This is a genomic window from Amycolatopsis sp. NBC_00438, assembly GCF_036026695.1.
Taxonomy (GTDB): Bacteria; Actinomycetota; Actinomycetes; order Mycobacteriales; family Pseudonocardiaceae; genus Amycolatopsis.
In genome coordinates, this window is record NZ_CP107923.1 from 7,072,484 (window position 1) to 7,091,660 (window position 19,177).

Consider the following 19,177-nt stretch of genomic DNA (forward strand, 5'->3'; position numbering starts at 1 on the left):
GGCCCCACGGGGACCTCGCACCGTCAGATTACCACCGCCGAAGGCGGTCAGCGGGTGCGGAGGTGGCGGGACCAGGCCTTGGCGTACGCCTCCCGGTGCCGCTCCGCGGTCGTCGCCCACGAGAACTCCTTGGCCCGCTGCTGCGCCGCCGTCGCCAGTTCCGACCGGCGGCCCGGGTCGGCCAGCAGCTCCGCGATCGCCGCCGCGACGTCGCCCGCTCCCACTCCGCAGTACGCCACCGCGTCGCCGCCCACCTCCGGCAGTGACAGCCGGCGCGTCGTCAGGACGCAGGCCCCGCACGCCATCGCCTCCAGGACCGGCAAGCCGAAACCCTCGCCCAGCGACGGGTAGGCCACCAGCGAAGCCCCGCCCAGGAAGCCCGCCAGCGTCCCGAACGGGAGATAGCCCGCGCGGATCACGCGCAGGCGGTGCGGGACGGCGTCCAGCGCGCGCTCCACCTGGGTGTCCCAGCCCGGCTGGCCCGCCAGGACCAGCGCCGGGGCATCAGCCCTCCCGGCGACCGCGCGGGCGAAGCCGCGGATCAGCGCCGGGACGTTCTTGCGCGGCTCCAGCGCCCCGAGGAACGCCACGTACGGCGTCCGGCCCAGGCCGACGGCCGCGCGCGCGGCCGCGACCTCCGCCGGGGACGGCGGGTGGAACCGCTCCGTGTCGACGCCGTGGTGGATGACCTCCACCGACGCGTGCCGCACCGGGCTGACGCGAGCCAGCTCCGCCGCCGTCGCCGCCGACGGGACCACGCACAGCGTCGCGCGGCGCAGCGCCGTCGCCGTCCACGCGCGGAAGAAGCGGGCCTTCACCGACGAGTGCAGGACGGCGTCGGTGAAGAACGTCGCGTCGTGCAGCGTGACGACCGAAGCGGCCGACGTCGCCAGCGGCATCGTGTAGTGGGGCGAGTGGACGACGTCCGCGCCGAGGCGGCGGACCAGCCGCGGCAGGGTCGCCTGCTCCCAGGTCAGCCGCGCGGTGCGGGTGGTCGTCGACGGCGAAGCGGGCACGATGCGTGACCCCGGCGCCAGCCGATCGTAAAGCTGCAGGTCCCGCGGCTGGCAGACAACGGTGACGCGGGCACCGTCCGCGTCCAGCGCGGCGACGAGCGAATCCACGTACCGGCCCACCCCGCCGCGGTCCGCGGGCACCGCGGTCGCGTCGATCAGGACCCGGGGATCATCGCTCACCCCCGTAGGGTACGGCGGCGACGCTGCGTCATGGTGGGGAACTGGCAAACCGGCTAGTCCCGTGGCCGGCGGTGGATGGCCCAGACGGCTTCCGCGGCGCGACGCCACGTGAACGCCTTCGCGCGCTCGCGCCCCGAACGGGTGAGCTCGGCCGCCCGCTCGGGTGACCCGAGCACCTCGCGCAGTGCTTTCGCCAGGGCCCTCGCGTCGCCGCGCGGGACCGTGATGCCCGCGCCACCGGCCACCTCGACCAGGGCCGGGACGTCGGTGTGCACCACCGGCACGCCGGCCGCCATCGCCTCCAGCAGGCCCAGCCCGAAGCCCTCGGCGAGGCTCGGCACGGCCAGCACGCTCGCCCGCCGCAGCACCGTCGCCAGCTCGGCGTCGGTCACCTTCCCCAGCACCCGCAGCCGCTCCGGCGGCAGGCCGCGCTCGGCGGCCAGCGCGGCCGGGTCGACACCGCCCCAGCCCGGCTGCCCGGCGAGCACGAGCACCGTGCCGTCGAGCGCGGCGACGGCGTCGACCAGCACGTCGATGCCCTTGCGCGGCTCGATCGTGCCGACGGCCAGCACGTACCGCCCGGGCAGTTCCAGCTCGGCCGAGGCCCGGGACACGCGCACGCCGTGCGGCACCACGCGCACCGGGACGTCGACGTCGACCAGCACGGCCAGCTCGTCGGCGACCGCCCGCGTCGGCACGACCAGCCCGGACGCGCGGCGCGCGGCCCGCGCGATCATCGACCGGTGCCAGCTGACGCCGCGGGCGGTGAGCGTCTCGGGGTGGGTCCAGGGCACGGTGTCGTGCACGGTCACGCTCAGCGTCCGCCCGGCCGGCACGCGCGGCGGCGCGAACGGCGTCGGCGCGTGCACCGCGTCGCCGCCCGGCCACCAGGGGATCCCCAGCTGCCAGAGGCCGATCAGCGCGCGCGGCGGGAGCCGCAGCACGCGCGGGCCCTCGACGCCCTCGGCCTCGGCCACACTCACGTCGGCGTGCCGCGCGACGACGCTGGACACCGTCCAGCCCGGCGGCGCGGTTTTCGCGAGCGCGGGGAGCAGCTCGGCCGTGTAGCGCCCGGTGCCACCGGGCACGGGCGCGAGGAGCTGCTCGGCGAGCACGACCAGTTCGGGCACGCGGCTATTGTGCGGGACGTGACGCCGAATCCCGCCACCACGGTGGTAGTCGTGACCTGGCGGGGCGCCGGGCACGTCACCGCCTGCCTCGACGCGCTCGCCGCGCAGACGCGTCCACATCGGACGCTCGTGGTGGACAACGCCTCCGACGACGGGACGGCCGCGCTGCTCGCGGCCCACCCGAGCAAGCCGCGGGTCGTGCGGCTCCCCCGCAACAGCGGCTACGCGGGCGCGCTCGCCGTCGCCGTCGAGGCGCTCGGAACGCCGCTGATGGCGTGGCTCAACGACGACGCCGAACCCGAGCCCGGTTGGCTGGAAACCCTGGAAGACACGCTCGGGAAGTCGCCGCTGGCCGCCGCCGCGACGGCCCTGCTCGTGCTGCCCGGCGGCGCCGTGCAGTCCGCCGGGGTGCGGCTGACCGCCGACGGCCACGGCGCCGACCTCACCGAACCCGCGGGCGAGGTCTTCGGCTTCTGCGGCGGCGCGGCGCTCCTGCGCGTCGACGCCCTGCGCGCGGTGGGCGGCGTCCCGGCGGAGTTCTTCTGCTACTACGAGGACACCGACACGGCGTGGCGGCTGCGGCTGGCCGGGTGGGACGTCGTCGCGGCGCCGGACGCCCGGGTCCGGCACGCCCACGGCGTCAGCAGCAAGCCCGGTTCGGTGCCGTTCCACCGCTGGAACGAGCGCAACCGGCTGCTCATGCTGCTGCGCTGCGCACCCCGCGGCGTCGCGCTGAACCAGCTGCTCCGGTTCGCCGTGTTGACAGCGGTGCTGCCGCTGCGGCCGGGCCGCCCGGCCGCAGCGAACTTCCGGTTCGGCCTGCGCTGCCGGGTCCTGGCCGAGGTCGGCGCGCGGTTGCCGGCGACGCTGCTGGCCCGGCGCCGGATCGGCCGTCGCGCGGCGCTGGGCCGAGGCGCGGTCTGGGAGGCGTGGGCCGGGGTTTGTCAATCCGGCCGAAAGTAGGCGGAGACGGACCGCAGCCGTCCTGCTTGTGCTGCCGGTTTCCGCCGTGGCTGCCGGTCTGATTGGCAACTACCGGCACAGTAAGCTGAGCGCAATCCGACGAAGGAGCTGGCTTTGGCGCAGGGGGAACAGCAACCGCTCGTCTCGGTGGTCGTGGTCAACTACCACGGCGCCGACGACACGATCACCTGCCTGCGCGCGCTCGCCGACCACGACTACGCCGACCTCGAGCTGATCTGCGTCGAGAACACCCCGGGCAGCGCGGACGCCGCGCGCATCCGCGAGGCCGTCCCCGGCGCGCGGGTCATCGAGGCCGGGCGCAACACCGGGTTCGCGGGCGGCTGCAACCTCGGCGCCCGCCACGCCAAGGGCACGGTCGTCGCCTTCCTCAACAACGACGCGCGCCCGGCGCCCGGCTGGGTCTCCGCCGCCGTCGCCGAGCTGCGCTCGCAGCCGCGTGTCGCTGCCGTGGCCAGCAAGGTCCTCGACTGGGACGGCACCGGCACCGACTTCGTCGACGGCGGCCTGACCTGGTTCGGCATGGGTTACAAGCGCCACGCCGGCAGCCCCCTGGCCGACGTCCCGGCCGCCGAGCACGAAGTCGCGAAGGACGTCCTGTTCGGCACCGGCTCGGCCCTGTTCGTCCGCGCGAGCGTCTTCGCCGAGCTCGGCGGCTTCGACGAGCGGTTCTTCATGTTCTACGAGGACGTCGACCTCGGCTGGCGGCTCAACCTGCGCGGCTGGCGCGTCCGGTACGTGCCGGAGTCGCTGACCTACCACCGCCACCACGGCACGATGACCTCGGTCGACGCGCCGGAGACCGGCCGCGAGACCTTCCTGCTGGAGCGCAACGCCCTGGCCGCGCTGTACAAGAACCTCGCCGACGAGACGCTCGCCCGCGCGCTGCCGGCGGCGCTCGCGCTGGCCGTGCGCCGGGCCACCGCCCGCGGTGACCTCGACGCGACCCAGCTCGACCTCGAGAAGGGCGTCGGCCCGATCGAATCCGGCGACGTCGCGATCCCGCGGACGACGCTGGCCGGGATCCTCGCGATCGACCAGTTCGTCGAACTGCTGCCGTCGCTGGCGGCGTCCCGCGCGGTCGAGCAGGCCGCGCGGGTGCGCACCGACGCCGATCTGCTTCCCTTGCTGCGCAAGGCGTTGGAGCCCGCGTACCCGCTGCCGCGCTACCTCGCCGCGCACGACATCCTCGTCGAGGCGTTCGGCATCGAGAAGGCCTTCGGACAGCGCCGCAAGATCCTGGTGATCACCGGTGACGCGCTCACCGAGCGGATGGCCGGCCCGGCGATCCGGGCCTGGAACATCGCGCTCGCGCTGTCGGCCGAGCACGACGTCCACCTCGTCACGACGAACCCCCTGGCCACGCCGCCGCCCGCGCCGTTCCGGGTCAGCGCCGGCAAGCGCCACGAGCTGGAAGCGCCGATCGTCTGGGCCGACGTCGTCGTGTTGCAGGGGCACGTGCTCGAACTCGCGCCGTCGCTGAAGAAGCAGCACTCGGGCAAGATCGTCGTCGCCGACCTCTACGACCCGATGCACCTCGAACTGCTGGAGCAGGGCAAGGGCGTCGCCGACGACAAGCGCGCGGCGGACCTCGTGGGCGTCACGAAGGTCCTCGACGCGCAGCTCGAACGCGGCGACTTCTTCCTCTGCGCGTCCGAGCGGCAGCGCCACTTCTGGCTCGGCCACCTGGCCGCGCTCGGCCGGCTCTCACCGCGGCTCTACGACGCCGACCCGACCACGCAGTCGCTGCTGGCGGTCGTCCCGTTCGGGCTGTCGCCGGAGGCGCCCGCCCGGACCGGGCCGGGTCTCCGCTCGGCGCTGGGCATCGGCGGCACCGACCACGTCGTGATCTGGGCGGGCGGGGTGTACAGCTGGTTCGACCCGCTGACGCTGGTGCGCGCGATCGACGAGCTGCGCCGCCGCCGCGGCGACGTCCGGCTGGTGTTCCTCGGGATGAAGCACCCGAACCCCGAGGTCGCCGAGATGGACATCGGCGCGCGGACGATCCGGCTGGCGGATTCGCTGGGGCTGACCGACAAGCACGTCTACTTCAACGAGCAGTGGGTGCCCTACCAGGAGCGCCAGAACTGGCTGCTGGACGCGAACTGCGGCGTCACCACGCACTACGAGCACGTCGAGACGACGTTCGCGTTCCGCACCCGGGTGCTCGACTACCTGTGGGCCGGGCTGCCGATCGTCACCACCGACGGCGACTCGTTCGCCGACCTGGTGCGGGCCGAAAAGCTCGGCGTCGTCGTGCCGGCCGAAGACGCCGGGGCACTGGCCGACGCGCTGGAAAAGTCGTTGTACGACGAGGAGTTCGCCGCGGGCTGCGTCGAGCGGATCGCCGCGGTGGCGCAGCGGTACGCCTGGCCGGAGGCGCTGAAGCCGCTGGTCGAGTTCTGCCGCGACCCACGCCCGGCGGCCGACCGGCTGCCCGGCTCGGCCGACCTGGTGACGACGCCGGCGGTGCGCGGCCGGGCGATGCTGCGCCGCGACACCGACCTGATCCGCGAGTACCTGGCCGACGGCGGGCCGTCCGAGCTGGCCCGGCGTGTCGGCGGCCGGGTCATCAAGGTTGCCAGGCAACGGATGCGTCGTGGCTAAACCGCTGCGCGTCCTCCTCGACGGCACGCCGTTGCTCGGTTCCCGCACCGGCATCGGCCGGTACACCGCCGCGCTGAGCGAGGAACTGGCGTCGAACCCCGAGGTGGACACCCGCGCGGTGGCGTTCACGCTGCGCGGCTGGCGGCGGCTGCGGCACGTGCTCCCGCACGGCGTGCGGGCCCGCGGGATGCCGGTGGCGGCGCGGCTGCTGCGGATGACGTGGCTGCGCTCGGACTTCCCGCCGGTGGAGCTGTTCGCCGGCTCGACCGACGTCGTGCACGGCACGAACTTCGTGCTGCCGGGCCGGTTCCGCGCGGCGGGCGTCGTCACGATCCACGATCTGGCCTTTTTTGACCATCCCGCCGAGCTCGCCCCGAGCGACCGCGACCTCCCGGAACTGGTCCGCCGCGGCGCGCGCCGCGCGGACGTCATCTGCACCCCGACCTCGGCGGTCGCGGACGCGGTGGCGACGCGGCTGGACGTCGACCGCGACAAGATCGTCGTGACGCCGCTGGGCGTCAACCCGGCGTGGTTCACCGCACGCCCGCCGGACGACGAGCGCCGCGCACGCCTGGGGCTCCCGGACAAGTACCTGCTGTTCGCCGGGGCGGCCGGCCCGCGCAAGGGCTTGGACTGGCTGGTCCGCACCCATGAGGCGGCCCCGGACCTGCCGGACCTGGTGTTCGCCGGCCCGGGCCCGTTCCCCCGCACGGCCCGGTCGCGCCAGACCGGCTACCTGTCCGATGTGGACCTGCGCACGGTGGTCGCGGGCGCGTCGGCGCTGGTGCTGCCCTCGCGCGACGAGGGTTTCGGGCTGCCGGTGCTGGAGGCGATGGCCTCGGACGTCCCGGTGGTGTGCACGGACATCCCGGCCCTGCGCGAGGTCGCGGGCGACTGCGCGAGCCTGGTCCCGTACGGCGACGTCGACGGCCTGGCCGAAGCCCTGCGCACCGCGGTGATCGACCCGCACGCGGTGGCGACGTCCGCGGCACGGCGCGCCCAGGCGGCGAACTTCACGTGGCACACGTGCGCGGAACTGACGGTGGGCGCGTACCGCCTCGCCTCAGGCCGCCACTGACCCGGCTTCGAATACGTCACTCCTTCGCTGTCACTCCATTTACCGCCGCGCCAAGGAAGCGCAAGCGCGCTGCCACTGACTCTGCAGGGAACCCCGGCAGGTATCCGTTCTTACCGTCGGGCCTGATCCCTTGGACGAGCGGCGAAGCAAGTAGGTTGAGTGCGTCTTGTACTTCAGTCATGTCAGGTGACGGCTCAACCGATCGCCTCAAGGCCCGGTGAATGTCTCGCGTGGAGAAATTTCCTCCGGTTTCCGCGACGTACTCTGACTCATCTTCAACAGCCACGATTACAGCCGCCATGATCTCAGCTCGCCGGTCGGCATCGGACCACAGTTTCTCTTTCATCGCTGGGACGAACATGTTCACGAGTTCAACGGGAGCCAGCGGCTCAACCCGGCAACGCTCGATCACGCCGATGAGTTCATCCACAGTGATCAGGGCTATCCCGGTGGCCGCAGCTCGACTCCTGACGCGCCCGGAGTCGAATCCGATCGCGACCAACGCAGCGTGGTCAGCTTGGTGTTGGCCACGATGCTCAACCAGCGTGGAAAAGTCCACCGCCCCCTCGTGAATAGCCTGGTTCTTGGTGGCTTTGGCGTCAACGATGATCCGGACCAGCTCAGTCGGACTTCGTCGGACCGTGATCAAGATGTCGGTGCGCCCAGAGCCGCCGAGATGCTCCGCATCGAGGCCGATCGACTGGAAAGCAGCCGTCAGTGCGCGTTCGAAGTTCTCGAAATGGGCGGTGTCGACTGCGGCATCGATAAGGTCCTGGACGACAAAGTCCAAAGTCCCACCGCGGCTCTCCTGCACTTCCTCCACCTCGGCAGAAATTTCGGACTCAAGCGGAAGTGTTCGCGCGAAGACGCACCCCCTCGCCGTGGCCCGGTACGAGCTGAACGAAGGCTGCATGACGAGGCCTGCTTCACGGAGCAGTTGAAGGCGGTTGCGCAACACCGGTGTCTTGAGCACCAAGCCGCCGAACCGCACACGCGCCATCTCCGCGAGTTCCCCGACAGTTCGGGTCTCTTCGAGCATGGGGAGCAGCTCACCAACACAACGGATACTGGCATGCACGACTCCGACCAGGTCCAGGACGGCATTCGACGCGCGCCATGCGCGCGCGGCCTCGGTCGCGGCGAAGGTGTCCCGTCCGATCTGAGCAACGAGTCCGGTGTTGCGCACGGTATCTAGCGCGGAACTCGAGGAGCTCGGCTTGGCCGTGAACTCGCGAGAACAGAAGTCCATGAAGTCACTACGCTCGATGGCAGGTGTCGCAGCATCCACCTGCGCAGCCAACGACTCCACCGTGCTGTATTGGCCACCCTTGGGAACGTAGCTCATACCCGCACCTACACGTCCGGCCAAACCTCGTCTCGCGGCGTCTTCGAGCAGTGCAGTAACAACGGGAGACAACTGTTCGAGCATTTCCGAATCCGGCTGGCCATCAACGAGCTCGAACTGGTCGCGCCCGGCGGTCGTGAGCCGAGCGAGAACCTCTCTTCCACGATCGGTGAGCACCACTTTCCCGGTGAAGAGAAGTTCCACAACACCCGTAGCACGCAGCCAGTATGTGCGCCGATTGATCTGATCGAGCGTCGCCCAATCCAGTTGGTAGTGGCGACGTGCTACTTCAGCGATCTCAGCACAGGTCAAACCCTCAACATCGATCTCGCTCAGCAACTCTCCCACGAAGCGGAGGTTGCGATGAAAGATCTCGACCAGAATCGAGGAATCGTCTGTCTCCAACCAGCGACGGGCTTCATCAGCGACTTCGACGGTGTCGTCTGAGTTCCTCAGCACAAGACCCGCCGGTGCAAGGTACTTCATCGCTTCCGAGGCCGGAATCAAGGAATCCGGGCCTCCCCAAGAGATCAAAGACTCCTTGGCGACCGGTGTAGTCATCGTCTTAAGCGCGGTCCGCAGCACCGCCAAGTAGTTCTCGTGTCCACCTGGCAAGAACGGAAAACTCCCCTTTCGACGCCCCCAGGGAGTACCGCCGCCGCTGAACAAATCACCGTCCGCCATGCCGGGTAGCCTACCGATGCCACCCAAGTCTTCATACCCGCCGATCGAGCCCTACGGATAATCGCCGGCGCAGGCCTCATTCACGAATTCGGCATTCAGCCGCTCACTCGGCCGCGAAGTACGCGTCCAGGGCTTCTTCCCACGGGCGCAGCGGCGTCAGCCACGCTTCCTTCCACGAAGCCGGTGACAGCACCGAGTACGCCGGCCGGGGCGCGGGGCGCGGGAACTCCTCCGTCGTACACGGCTTCACCCGCGACGGGTCCGCGCCCAGGTGGGTGAAGACGGCGCGGGCGAAGCCGCACCAGCTCACCGAACCCGCGTTCGTGCAGTGCAGGATCCGCTGCTCCGGGCCGTCGCCGGCGGCCGCGCGGGAGGCCAGTTCCAGCAACCCCGCCGCGAGGTCGGCCGTCCAGGTGGGACCGCCGACCTGATCGTCCACAACGGACAGTTCCGGGTTCGAGGCTTCCAGCCGGGCCATGGTCTTGACGAAGTTCGTGCCCGACTTGCCGTACAGCCAGCCGGTGCGGACGACCCAGGACGACGCGCCCGAGCCGAGGACCGCGTCCTCACCCGCCGCCTTCGTGCGGCCGTACGCGCTGCGCGGGCCCAGCTCGTCCGAAGGCTCGTACGGCGCCGAAGCGTCACCCGGGAACACGTAGTCCGTCGACACGTGGATCAGCGGCACCCGGCGGGACGCGCACGCCGCGGCGAGCACGCGCGGGCCGTCCGCGTTGACCGCGAACGCGCGCTCCTCGTCCGTCTCCGCCGCGTCGACCGCCGTGTACGCCGCCGCGTTGATCACGACCGGCGCCGCTCCCGCTTCGCGTGCCCGGTCGGCGAGCGCGCCGACCGCGGCCAGGACCTGGCCGGTCTGCGTCAGGTCCAGCTCAGCCGACCCCGGCGCGACGACATCCACGTCGCCGCCCGAAAACGCGGCGAGATCCCGGCCGAGCTGTCCGGAACCACCGGGCACGAGCACCGTCAGCCGCACGAGCACATCCTCTACTTCTTGAGCGCGGCCCGCTCCGCCAGGGGCTCCCACCACGCGCGATTGTCCGTGTACCAGGCCACTGTCGCGGCCAGACCGTCCTCGAAGGACACGCGCGGAGCGTACCCCAGCTCCTCACCGATCTTCGTGATGTCCACCGAGTAGCGGCGGTCGTGACCCTTGCGGTCCTCGACCGGCTCGACGCTGTCCCAGCCCGCGCCGACCGCGTCCAGGAGCCGCTCGGTCAGCTCGCGGTTCGTCAGCTCGATGCCGCCGCCGATGTTGTAGATCTCGCCCGCCCGGCCGGACTCGGCGACCAGCTGGATGCCGTGGCAGTGGTCGTCCACGTGCAGCCAGTCACGGACGTTGAGCCCGTCGCCGTAGAGCGGCACCTTCCGGCCGTCGAGCAGGTTCGTCACGAACAGCGGGACGACCTTCTCGGGGAACTGGTACGGACCGTAGTTGTTGGAACACCGGGTGACACACACCGGCAGCCCGTGGGTGCGGAAGAACGAGCGCGCCACCAGGTCGGAGGACGCCTTCGACGCCGAATACGGCGAGTTCGGCTCCAGCAGCTGGTCTTCGCGCCAGGAGCCGGTCTCGATCGAGCCGTACACCTCGTCGGTGGAGACGTGGACGAACTTGCCGACGCCGGCTTCCAGGGCCGCCTGCAGCAGGTTCTGCGTGCCCAGCACGTTCGTCAGCACGAAGTCGGCGGCGCCGAGGATCGAGCGGTCCACATGCGACTCCGCGGCGAAGTGCACCACGAGGTCCACACCACTCATGACCTCGGCGACCAGCGCGGTGTCGCAGATGTCGCCGCGGACGAACCGCAGCCGCGGGTCGTCGGCGACGGGAGCCAGGTTGGCCTCGTTGCCGGCGTAGGTGAGTTTGTCCAGCACGACCACCTCGGCGTCACGCAGCGCCGGGTACGCGCCGCTCAGCGCCTGCCGGACGTAGTGCGACCCGATGAAGCCCGCACCCCCGGTGACCAGGACCCGCATCTTCCCGCCTTTCCTCGGCCCCCATCGGGGGCAACCGGCCCCCAGCCTACGGAGGTCCCACAACACCCTCAGTAGAGTCCGGGGTGGAGCACAGGGGTGCCCTGGGGGAAGCACGGGGTTCACAGGGGAGGAAGCGCGTGACCGATTGGCCTGCGCCGCCCGTCCCGGCGCGCCGCAAGCAGGGCAGTGGCCACGGTGTCGCCATCCTCGCCCGCCGCGGCGCCAAGGTGGTCGTGTCGGTGCTCTCCGTCGCGATCCTGGCGCTGACCTGGTACGGCTGGCACTTCATCGGCGACCCGAACACCGGCCTGACCACCACGGACGTCTTCGCCGACACGTCGGCGCACGCCAAGCCGCTCGACGGCGCGGTCGACATCCTCCTGGTCGGCCAGGACAGCCGCACCGACGCGCAGGGCAACCCGCTGCCGCGCGAAGTGCTGGACATGCTGCACGCCGGCGTCTCCGACGGCGAGCTGAACACCGACACGATGATCCTGGTGCACATCCCCCAGAACGGGAAGCGTGCCGTCGCGATCTCGTTCCCCCGCGACTCCTGGGTCGAGCTGACCGGCGGTTACGGCAAGCACAAGCTCAACAGCGCGTTCGTCTACGCGTACACGGACACTTACAAAACGTTGCAGCGCCAGGGCATGACCGACCTGAAGCAGGCCGACGCGCAAGCGAAGGTCGCCGGGCGGAAGAACCTGATCGCGACGATCGAGAAGTTCATCGGCAAGCCCGGCATGATCGACCGCTACGCCGAAGTGAACCTGGCGAGCTTCTACGAGATCACGAAGTCGATCGGCGGCGTCGAGGTCTGCCTCAAGGGCCCGGTCAAGGAAACGAAGTCCGGCGTGGACCTGCCGGGCGGGCGCCAGACGATCGAGGGTGTGCAAGCGCTCGCTTTCGTCCGCCAGCGCTACGGCCTGCCCAACTACGACCTCGACCGGATCGCGCGCCAGCAGGCGTTCCTGTCCGGGCTCGCCCACAAGGTGATCTCGACCGACGTGCTGACCAGCCCGGGGAAGATCGCCGACCTGGTGTCCGCGGTGAAGAAGTCCGTGGTCCTGTCCCAGGGCTGGGACCTGAGCGAGTTCGCGGAGCAGATGCGCGGGCTGACCGGCGGCAACATCGAGTTCCACACCATCCCGACCCAGGGCAACGCGGTGATCGGCGGCGCCGACGTGCTGCGCGTCGACCCGGCCGCGGTGCAGGCGGAGGTGACGCGCCTGACGTCCGACGGCGACACCCCGGCCACCCCGGCGCCGGCGCAGCTGCCCGGCGCGAACGCCGTCACCGTCGAGCTGTTCGACGGCTCGGGCACGCCGACGCTGGCGTCCCAGACGCACTCGCTGCTGCAGGGCAAGGGTTTCACCCTCCCCGCCGACCAGAAGCTGAGCACCCGCGCCACCACCGTCGTCCGGTACAACCCGGCCGACGACACCGCGCTGGCCCTCGTCAAGCAGGTCCTGGGCACCGGCGTCCAGGCCGAACCGGACAAGGACGTCACCGCCGGGCACGTGCGCGTGCTGCTGGGCAAGGACTTCAAGAGCTCGGCCGCCGGCTCGGGCGGCGCACCCCAGACGACGCCGTCGAAGCCGCCGGTCCAGACCACCACCCCACCGAGTGCTCCCCCCGCCGCGCCGCCGATCACGGCGGGCGACGTCCCCTGCGTCAACTAGACTGAGTACTCAGTGTGCCCGGGGAGGGGAACAAGGGGTGGATGACGCGCAGGAACAGCCGGAACCGGCCGCCGAGGCGGTGACGCAGAGCGACGAAGCCGAGTGGAAGCCTTCGCCGTTCCCGCGCCGGACCGTCCCCGAAGAACCCGCGCCGTCCCGGGCCCGCCGCGCCGGCCGGGTGACTCGCCGGCTTGCCGTCGGCCTGGTCTCCCTGCTCGCCCTGGGCGCGAGCGGCTACGCCTACGTCACGAAGGACCAGCTGCAGAGCACCGTCCCGACGACCGACGCGCTGACCCCGCGGGCCGGCGAGCCCGCTCCCCCGCCGGCCGACGACGGCGCGGACGACATCCTGCTTGTCGGCAGCGACGCGCGGACGGACGCGCAGGGCAACGCGCTGCCGGCGCGGGTGCTGCGCGACCTGCGGACCGAAGCCAACAACGGCGCCGTCAACACCGACACCGTGATCCTGCTGCGGGTGCCGAAGGACGGCGGGAAGCCGTCCGCCGTCTCGATCCCGCGCGACACCTGGACCGAGGTCCCGGGCCGGGGCAAGGCCAAGATCAACTCGGCGTACGGCATCGCGAAGGCGCACTTCGCCCAGACGCTGCGGACACAGGGCGAGCGCGACCAGGCGAAGATCGAGCGCGACTCCGACACCGAGGGCCGCCGGGTCCTGGTGCAGACCGTGCAGGACCTCACGCAGGTGCGCGTCGACCACTACGCCGAGGTCAACCTGCTGGGCTTCTACCTGCTCACCGAGGCGCTCGGCGGCGTCAAGGTGTGCCTGAACCACTCGACCGAGGACAAGGACTCGGGCGCGAACTTCCGCCGCGGCGAGCAGACCGTCTCGGGCGGCGAAGCACTTTCCTTCGTTCGGCAGCGTAAGAACCTGCCGCGCGGCGACCTCGACCGGATCGTCCGGCAGCAGGCGTTCCTGTCCTCCGCGTTGCACCAGGTGCTCTCGGCCGGGACGCTGACGAGCCCGGGGACGCTGAGCAACCTGACGGACGTCGTCCACCGGTCGCTCACCCTCGACCCGGGGCTCGACCTGCTGCAGTTCGCGCAGCAGGCCAAGGGCATCGCGTCGGGTGAGCTGACGTTCGCGACGATCCCGGTGATCACCGCGAACGGCCGCAGCGAAGACGGCCAGAGCATCGTCGAGATCGACCCGCAGGCGGTCCGGCAGTTCGTGGCCGGCCTGGCCGGACGCAGCGCGGCTCAGCCCGCCGGCGGCGGCTCGAGCAGCGGCGCGGCCACCACCACAGCAGCCCCAACCGTCCCATGCGTCAACTAGAGCCCCAAAATCCGCCACTTTCCCTAGGAAAGATGCGTCGCCGGCCCCCGCGGACGCATCTTTCCTAGGGAAAGTGCGGCTTTGTCACGCAAAGTCGGCGCGGTGGTGTTCGGCCCACTGGCGGAAGGTGCGCGGTGCGTTCCCGGTGACGTCGTGGACGACGTCGGTGACCGCCGACGGCTCCCGGGACGTCCGGGCCCAGGCGCGCAGGATCTCCGGCGGCGCCTCGGGCGGCCAGCCCAGCGCGACCATCCGCGCGGCGGCCTGCTCCGCGGTCAGCTCCTCGACCCGCAGCGGCCGGCCGAGGACGTCGGCGAGGACGCCGGCCTGTTCGCGGAAGCTGATCGCTTCCGGCCCGCTCAACCGCAGGGCGGTGCCGACGTGCGAGCCGTCGGCGAGGATCTTCGCCGCGACGTCGGCGATGTCCCGCTCGTGGATCGCGCCGATGCGCGAGTCGGGGTAGGCGGTCCGGACCACGCCGTCGGCGATGTCCGCGCGCCAGCCCAGGGTGTTCGTCGCGAACGCGCCGGGGTTGAGCAGGGTCTCCCCGAACGACGCCGCGATCAGCGCCTCCTCGACCACGCGGTGCAGCTGGGCGATCCGGCTCCGCGCGGACTCCGGTTCGAGCGTCGCGCCCGACGACAGCAGCACGACGTGCCGCACCCCGGCCGCTTCGGCAGCCTTCACGAAGCCCTCGATCCCCTGGCGTTGCGTGTAGAGGAACACCGAGCTGACGCCGTTGAGCGCGGCGTCGAGGGTTTCGGGGCTTTCGAGGTCGGCGCTCACCGTCGCGACGCCGGCCGGGACGTCGAGCGCGGCGGCGTCACGGCTCGACGCTCGTACGTCCTGACCAGCGGAAACGAGCGCGTCGACGACGGCCCGCCCGACGTTTCCGCGCGCGCCGGTGACAAGGATGGTCATGGTCGTCCCCAGTCCGTCAATATATTTGCTTGCAAAGCAAAGTTACTCAGCGGCGTGATCCGGTGTCAACCGGCGAGGTCCGTGGTCCGCGCCTTAGCCTTGGCGCATGAGCCTCACCGACGAGCTGCTGCGGCCGCTGCAGGCCTCGCCCGCCAAGCCGTTGATCACCCACTACGACGACCAGCTCGGCAGCCGCGTCGAGCTGTCCGTGGCGACGACCGTGAACTGGGCCGCGAAGACGGCCAACTGGCTGACCGAGGAGTTCGACGTCGAGCCGGGTGACCCCGTCGCCGTGCAGCTGCCGGCGCACTGGCAGACCGTCGGCGTGCTGCTCGGCGCGTGGTGGTGCGGCGCCCGCGTGGTGACCGAGGGCTCGGGCGCGCGGGTGGCGTTCGTCGGGCCGGACGACCCGGAACCGACCGGCGCGGCCGCGACGGCCGTCGTGACGCTCGACCCGATGGGCCGCGGCCTCGACGAGCCGCCGGGCGGCGGCGCGTTCGACTACCTGACCGAGGCCCGGCTGGCGGGCGACCAGTACCGGCCGCTGTTCCCGATCCCCGGCGACACGGCGGCGCTGTTCGAGTCCACAGTGGACGAAATTCTCGCGGAAGCCCGCACCCGCGCGGCGAAACTCGGTCTGACCGCGGACGACCGCGTGCTGTCCACTCGCGACTGGAGCGGGCCGGAGGGCATCCTCGACGGCCTGCTCGTCCCCTTGGCGGCCGGCGCGCACCTGGTGCACGTCAGCAACGCGGACCCGGCCAAGCTCGCCGCCCGCCGCGACGCCGAGCGCACCACCACCGACCTCCCCGCCTGAAGTCCGTGAAGGCCTCCTTGAGGGACTCTGAGTCCCTCAAGGAGGCCTTCACGGACTTGCGCGGTCAGGCGTTCTGGAGGGTGCCGGCCTCGGCGGTGCGGCGGGCGCGGTTGCGGCCCCACAGCAGGTGGTCCAGCGTGAGGCGGCCGCCGTTGAAGCCCAGCGCCAGGCCGGCGAGCGCGAGCACCAGGACCAGCTCGTAACCGCCTTGGCCGGTGAGCCCGTTGTCGATGTGCACCGAGAGCAGCGCACCGACCGAGATCACGACGTAGCCGACGCCGACCAGCGGCATCAGGAACCCGGCGATGAACGCGATCGAGCCGAGGATCTCGACGGTCATCGCGAAGATCGCGGCGACCGTGGGCAGCGGGATGCCCGTCATCGCGAAGAACTTCGCGGTGCCGTCGACGCCGTTGTTCCACTTCTGGATCCCGTGCGCGAGGAAGACGACCGCGACGCCGATCCTCCCCAGCAACAGGGCCACGTCCTTGAATCGTCCGAACATCCGGTCCCACTCCCAAGTCGGTGAAATTTCAACTGACCCGACCCAAAGTAGGGCACCCGGCACCCGTGATCGAAGCTCCGGAGGGTGATCGACAGGGAACCGACAGGGACCGAATCCGGTTTCGCACGGCCCCTCGCGGAGCTATCGTCCCTTGATCCGCGTCCACGACCGTGAGGAGACCCCGATGCGCCGACAGACCGTCCGACCCGGCCTGTCCACCGCATCCGAGAGGATCTCCCGCACCCGTGAAAACCCTGAACATCGGCATTCTCGCGCACGTCGACGCCGGTAAGACCAGCCTGACCGAGCGCCTGCTCTTCGAAGCCGGCGCCATCGCCCAGCTCGGCAGCGTCGACGGCGGCGACACCCAGACCGACTCCCTCGACCTCGAACGCCGTCGCGGCATCACCATCCGCTCCGCGGTGGTCTCGTTCGTGACCGGCGGCACCCGGATCACGCTGATCGACACCCCGGGCCACTCCGACTTCATCGCCGAGGTCGAGCGCGCCCTGCGGGTGCTCGACGGCGCCGTCCTCGTGGTGTCCGCCGTCGAAGGCGTCCAGGCCCAGACCCGCGTCCTGATGCGGACGCTCCGGCGCCTCGGCATTCCGACGCTCGTCTTCGTGAACAAGATCGACCGGCCGGGCGCACGCGACCTGCTCGACGAGATCCGCGCGAAGCTGGCGCCGCGGGCGATCGCACTGAGCCCCGCCACGTCGGCCGACGAGCTGGCCGAACTGCTGGCCGACGGCGACGACACGTTCTTGGAGTCCTATGTGGACGACCGAGTCGACGCGGCGGCCTGCCGCGCCGAGCTGGCCCGGCAAGTCGCCCGCGGCACGCTGCACCCTGTGCTGTCCGGCTCGGCGATCACCGGCGCCGGCGTCGCGGACCTCGTCACGGCGATGGCCGAGCTGCTCCCGGCCACCGAACGCACCGGCGACGGGCCGCTGTCCGCGACGGTGTTCAAGATCGACCGCGGCCGCGCCGGCGAGAAGATCGCCTACGCGCGCCTGCACTCCGGTTCACTGGCCCCGCGGCAGCGGATCTCCTTCTACCGCGGGGAAACCGAGTTCACCGGACGTGTCTCGGCGATCGAAGTCGCCGGGGGCGGAATGGCGCTCGCCAGCGACGTCACCCGGGTGCGTGGCCTGCGTGACGTCCGGATCGGCGACCGGCTCGGCTCCCCCGGCGCCGCCGGCGACGGAGCGTTCGCGCCGCCCACCCTGGAGACCGTCGTGCGGCCGGTCCGGCCCGAGCAGGCCGCGGCCCTGTTCACCGCGCTGACCCGGCTGTCCGAAGAGGACCCGCTGATCGACGTCCGGCGCCGCGACCACGACGTCTCGGTGCGGCTCTACGGCGAGGTGCAGAAGGAGGTGCTGCGCTCGATGCTGGCCGAGGGCGCCGGGATCGACGCCGAATTCGAGCCGACGAGCACCCTGTACGTCGAGAAGCCGATCGGCACCGGCGCCGCCGTCGAGGAGATGGATCCCGCGCGGCGGCTGTACTTCTTCGCCACGGTCGGGCTGCGGGTCGAGCCGGGGCCGCCGGGCTCGGGCGTCACGTTCGGCCTGTCGGTGGAGCTGGGCTCGTTGCCACTGGCGTTCCACAAGGCGATCGAGGAGACCGTCCACAGCACGCTCGGACAAGGGCTGCACGGCTGGGAGGTGCTCGACTGCGCGGTGACCTTGACGCACACGGCGTACTTCAGCCCGCTCAGCGCCGCGGGCGACTTCCGCAAGATGACGCCGCTCGTGCTGATGGCGGCCCTGCGCGAAGCCGGGACACGGGTGTACGAGCCGGTGCACCGCTTCGAGCTGGAGATCCCCGCCCATGCCGTCAGCGCCGTGCTGCTCAAGCTCGCGGAGCTGCGGGCGGTCCCCGGCGAACCCGTCATGGGCCCGGCGTCGTGCACGCTGCACGGCACCGTCCCGGCGGGCCACGTCGACGAGTTCGCGCAGGCCCTGCCCGCGCTCACCCAGGGCGAAGGCGTCTTCCTGAGCGAGTTCGACGACTACCGGCGCTACCCCGGGAAGCCGCCGGCACGCCCGCGCACGGGCGAGAACCCCTTGGACCGCAAGGAGTATCTCGCCCGGCTGGCGCGGCGTTAGCGCTTGTGCGCCCAGGCCGCGCCGAAGCAGTAGGCGCCGAACGCGGCGAGGCCGAGTGCCACCACGCTGAGCAGCACGGTGCCGAAGGGCTGGGCGGCGAGCGTCTTCAGGGCGGCGTCCAGCCCGCCGGCCTTGTTCGGGTCGGCGTTGAACCCAGCGTAGGCGAGGAGGATCGCGACGATCGCCAGCACGACGCCCTTGGCGAGGTAGCCGGCCTGGCCGAGCCAGGTGACCCAGCGCTTGGTCTTGCCCGGCAGATCGGTCATGTCGAGGTCTTCGAGGAACTTCTTCTTCACGCCCTTGACGCCGGACGCGATCGCGACGCCGAGCACGGCCGCGGCGGCGATGACCACCAGCGCCGGCCCGAACGGGAGCTGGAGCAGCTTGGCGGTGAACTCCTGCTGGGTCTGGTTGCTCGAACCGCCGCTGCCGCTGCCGATGGCGATCTTGAAGGCGGAGAACCCGAGCGCGATCACGACGACCCCGCGGGCGCCGGCGCCGATCCGCTTGCGCGTCCGCTTACCGCCGCTGACCCACGTGTAGCCGACGGCGGCCATCATGAACTGCCACAGGCCGAAGAGCACCAGGCCGAGGGCGAGCACCCAGAGCAGGACCTGCCCGAACGCCGTCGAGCCGATCTCCTGCAGGGCGCCCTTCTGGTCGGCCTGCTCGCCGCTGCCGAACGCGACCTGCAGGGCGAGGTAGGCGAGGACCAGGTGGACCAGGCCGTAACAGGCCATGCCGACCCGGCCGAGCAATTGGGCGGTATCGGTCTTTTCGCCTCGTTGGGCCGTGGCCGCTGTCCGGTTCATGCCTGACGGGTACCCATTGTGA

The 19,177-nt window shown here is 71.3% G+C and carries 15 protein-coding genes; 7 read left to right on the plus strand and 8 right to left on the minus strand.

Features of this window, described 5'->3' with window-relative positions; translation table 11 throughout:
- Positions 1-47: 47 nt before the first annotated feature.
- Complete coding sequence (locus tag OG494_RS31780) at positions 48-1,196, minus strand: glycosyltransferase family 4 protein (RefSeq protein ID WP_328444989.1); 1,149 nt, start codon at positions 1,194-1,196, stop codon at positions 48-50.
- Positions 1,197-1,249: 53 nt separating this feature from the next.
- Entirely contained in the window at positions 1,250-2,326 is a 1,077-nt protein-coding gene (locus tag OG494_RS31785) for a glycosyltransferase family 4 protein (protein WP_328444991.1), read from the minus strand.
- A 9-nt stretch (positions 2,327-2,335) separates the two neighbouring features.
- Between OG494_RS31785 and OG494_RS31790 the strand changes: the two genes are divergently transcribed.
- The 3 genes from OG494_RS31790 to OG494_RS31800 all read left to right on the plus strand — a co-directional run bounded on the left by OG494_RS31790 (position 2,336) and on the right by OG494_RS31800 (position 6,992).
- On the plus strand, positions 2,336-3,289 hold the full coding sequence (locus tag OG494_RS31790) for a glycosyltransferase family 2 protein (protein WP_328444993.1): 954 nt from the start codon (positions 2,336-2,338) through the stop codon (positions 3,287-3,289).
- 114 nt (positions 3,290-3,403) lie between these two features.
- Positions 3,404-5,914 (plus strand): glycosyltransferase, encoded by a 2,511-nt coding sequence (locus tag OG494_RS31795; protein ID WP_328444994.1) that lies wholly within the window; start codon positions 3,404-3,406, stop codon positions 5,912-5,914.
- Positions 5,907-6,992: a glycosyltransferase family 4 protein gene (locus OG494_RS31800; RefSeq protein ID WP_328444996.1), complete on the plus strand. Its 1,086-nt coding sequence runs from the start codon at positions 5,907-5,909 to the stop codon at positions 6,990-6,992. The genes OG494_RS31795 and OG494_RS31800 overlap by 8 nt, the downstream gene beginning before the upstream one ends.
- Positions 6,993-7,008: 16 nt before the next feature.
- Here OG494_RS31800 and OG494_RS31805 read toward each other — a convergent pair whose 3' ends face one another.
- From OG494_RS31805 to rfbB, 3 genes are all read right to left on the minus strand, one after another.
- The gene (locus tag OG494_RS31805; RefSeq protein WP_328444998.1) at positions 7,009-9,021 is read right to left on the minus strand and encodes a restriction endonuclease; all 2,013 of its coding nucleotides are present in this window, start codon (positions 9,019-9,021) and stop codon (positions 7,009-7,011) included.
- Between the two features lie 103 nt (positions 9,022-9,124).
- Positions 9,125-10,018, minus strand: coding sequence for a dTDP-4-dehydrorhamnose reductase (gene rfbD / locus OG494_RS31810; protein ID WP_442874302.1), 894 nt, complete (start codon positions 10,016-10,018; stop codon positions 9,125-9,127).
- Between the two features lie 5 nt (positions 10,019-10,023).
- Positions 10,024-11,013 (minus strand): dTDP-glucose 4,6-dehydratase, encoded by a 990-nt coding sequence (gene rfbB / locus OG494_RS31815; RefSeq protein WP_328445001.1) that lies wholly within the window; start codon positions 11,011-11,013, stop codon positions 10,024-10,026.
- Between the two features lie 137 nt (positions 11,014-11,150).
- Here rfbB and OG494_RS31820 point away from each other — a divergent pair, with 137 nt between their 5' ends.
- Both OG494_RS31820 and OG494_RS31825 read left to right on the plus strand, forming a co-directional pair.
- Positions 11,151-12,695 (plus strand): LCP family protein, encoded by a 1,545-nt coding sequence (locus OG494_RS31820; protein ID WP_328445002.1) that lies wholly within the window; start codon positions 11,151-11,153, stop codon positions 12,693-12,695.
- A gap of 37 nt (positions 12,696-12,732) precedes the next feature.
- Positions 12,733-13,989: an LCP family protein gene (locus OG494_RS31825; RefSeq protein WP_328445004.1), complete on the plus strand. Its 1,257-nt coding sequence runs from the start codon at positions 12,733-12,735 to the stop codon at positions 13,987-13,989.
- 84 nt (positions 13,990-14,073) lie between these two features.
- On the opposite strand, the gene OG494_RS31830 is transcribed toward OG494_RS31825, so the two are convergent.
- Positions 14,074-14,910 (minus strand): NAD(P)H-binding protein, encoded by an 837-nt coding sequence (locus tag OG494_RS31830; protein ID WP_328445006.1) that lies wholly within the window; start codon positions 14,908-14,910, stop codon positions 14,074-14,076.
- A gap of 106 nt (positions 14,911-15,016) precedes the next feature.
- Between OG494_RS31830 and OG494_RS31835 the strand changes: the two genes are divergently transcribed.
- Complete coding sequence (locus OG494_RS31835; RefSeq protein ID WP_328445008.1) at positions 15,017-15,727, plus strand: TIGR03089 family protein; 711 nt, start codon at positions 15,017-15,019, stop codon at positions 15,725-15,727.
- A 64-nt stretch (positions 15,728-15,791) separates the two neighbouring features.
- On the opposite strand, the gene OG494_RS31840 is transcribed toward OG494_RS31835, so the two are convergent.
- On the minus strand, positions 15,792-16,232 hold the full coding sequence (locus tag OG494_RS31840) for a DoxX family protein (RefSeq protein ID WP_328445010.1): 441 nt from the start codon (positions 16,230-16,232) through the stop codon (positions 15,792-15,794).
- Between the two features lie 245 nt (positions 16,233-16,477).
- Here OG494_RS31840 and OG494_RS31845 point away from each other — a divergent pair, with 245 nt between their 5' ends.
- Positions 16,478-18,343 (plus strand): translation factor GTPase family protein, encoded by a 1,866-nt coding sequence (locus OG494_RS31845; protein WP_328445011.1) that lies wholly within the window; start codon positions 16,478-16,480, stop codon positions 18,341-18,343.
- On the opposite strand, the gene OG494_RS31850 is transcribed toward OG494_RS31845, so the two are convergent.
- Positions 18,340-19,155, minus strand: a complete 816-nt coding sequence (locus tag OG494_RS31850; protein WP_328445012.1) for a DUF1206 domain-containing protein — start codon at positions 19,153-19,155, stop codon at positions 18,340-18,342. The two genes, OG494_RS31845 and OG494_RS31850, sit on opposite strands and share 4 nt — an antisense overlap.
- Positions 19,156-19,177: the final 22 nt, after the last annotated feature.

Bases quoted from the DNA above. Each gene is read 5' to 3' on its own strand.
- OG494_RS31805 (WP_328444998.1), bottom strand. From the start codon at position 9,021: ATGGCGGACGGTGATTTGTTCAGCGGCGGCGGTACTCCCTGGGGGCGT.
- rfbB (WP_328445001.1), bottom strand. From the start codon at position 11,013: ATGCGGGTCCTGGTCACCGGGGGTGCGGGCTTCATCGGGTCGCACTAC.
- OG494_RS31830 (WP_328445006.1), bottom strand. From the start codon at position 14,910: ATGACCATCCTTGTCACCGGCGCGCGCGGAAACGTCGGGCGGGCCGTC.
- OG494_RS31835 (WP_328445008.1), top strand. From the start codon at position 15,017: ATGAGCCTCACCGACGAGCTGCTGCGGCCGCTGCAGGCCTCGCCCGCC.
- OG494_RS31840 (WP_328445010.1), bottom strand. From the start codon at position 16,232: ATGTTCGGACGATTCAAGGACGTGGCCCTGTTGCTGGGGAGGATCGGC.
- OG494_RS31850 (WP_328445012.1), bottom strand. From the start codon at position 19,155: ATGAACCGGACAGCGGCCACGGCCCAACGAGGCGAAAAGACCGATACC.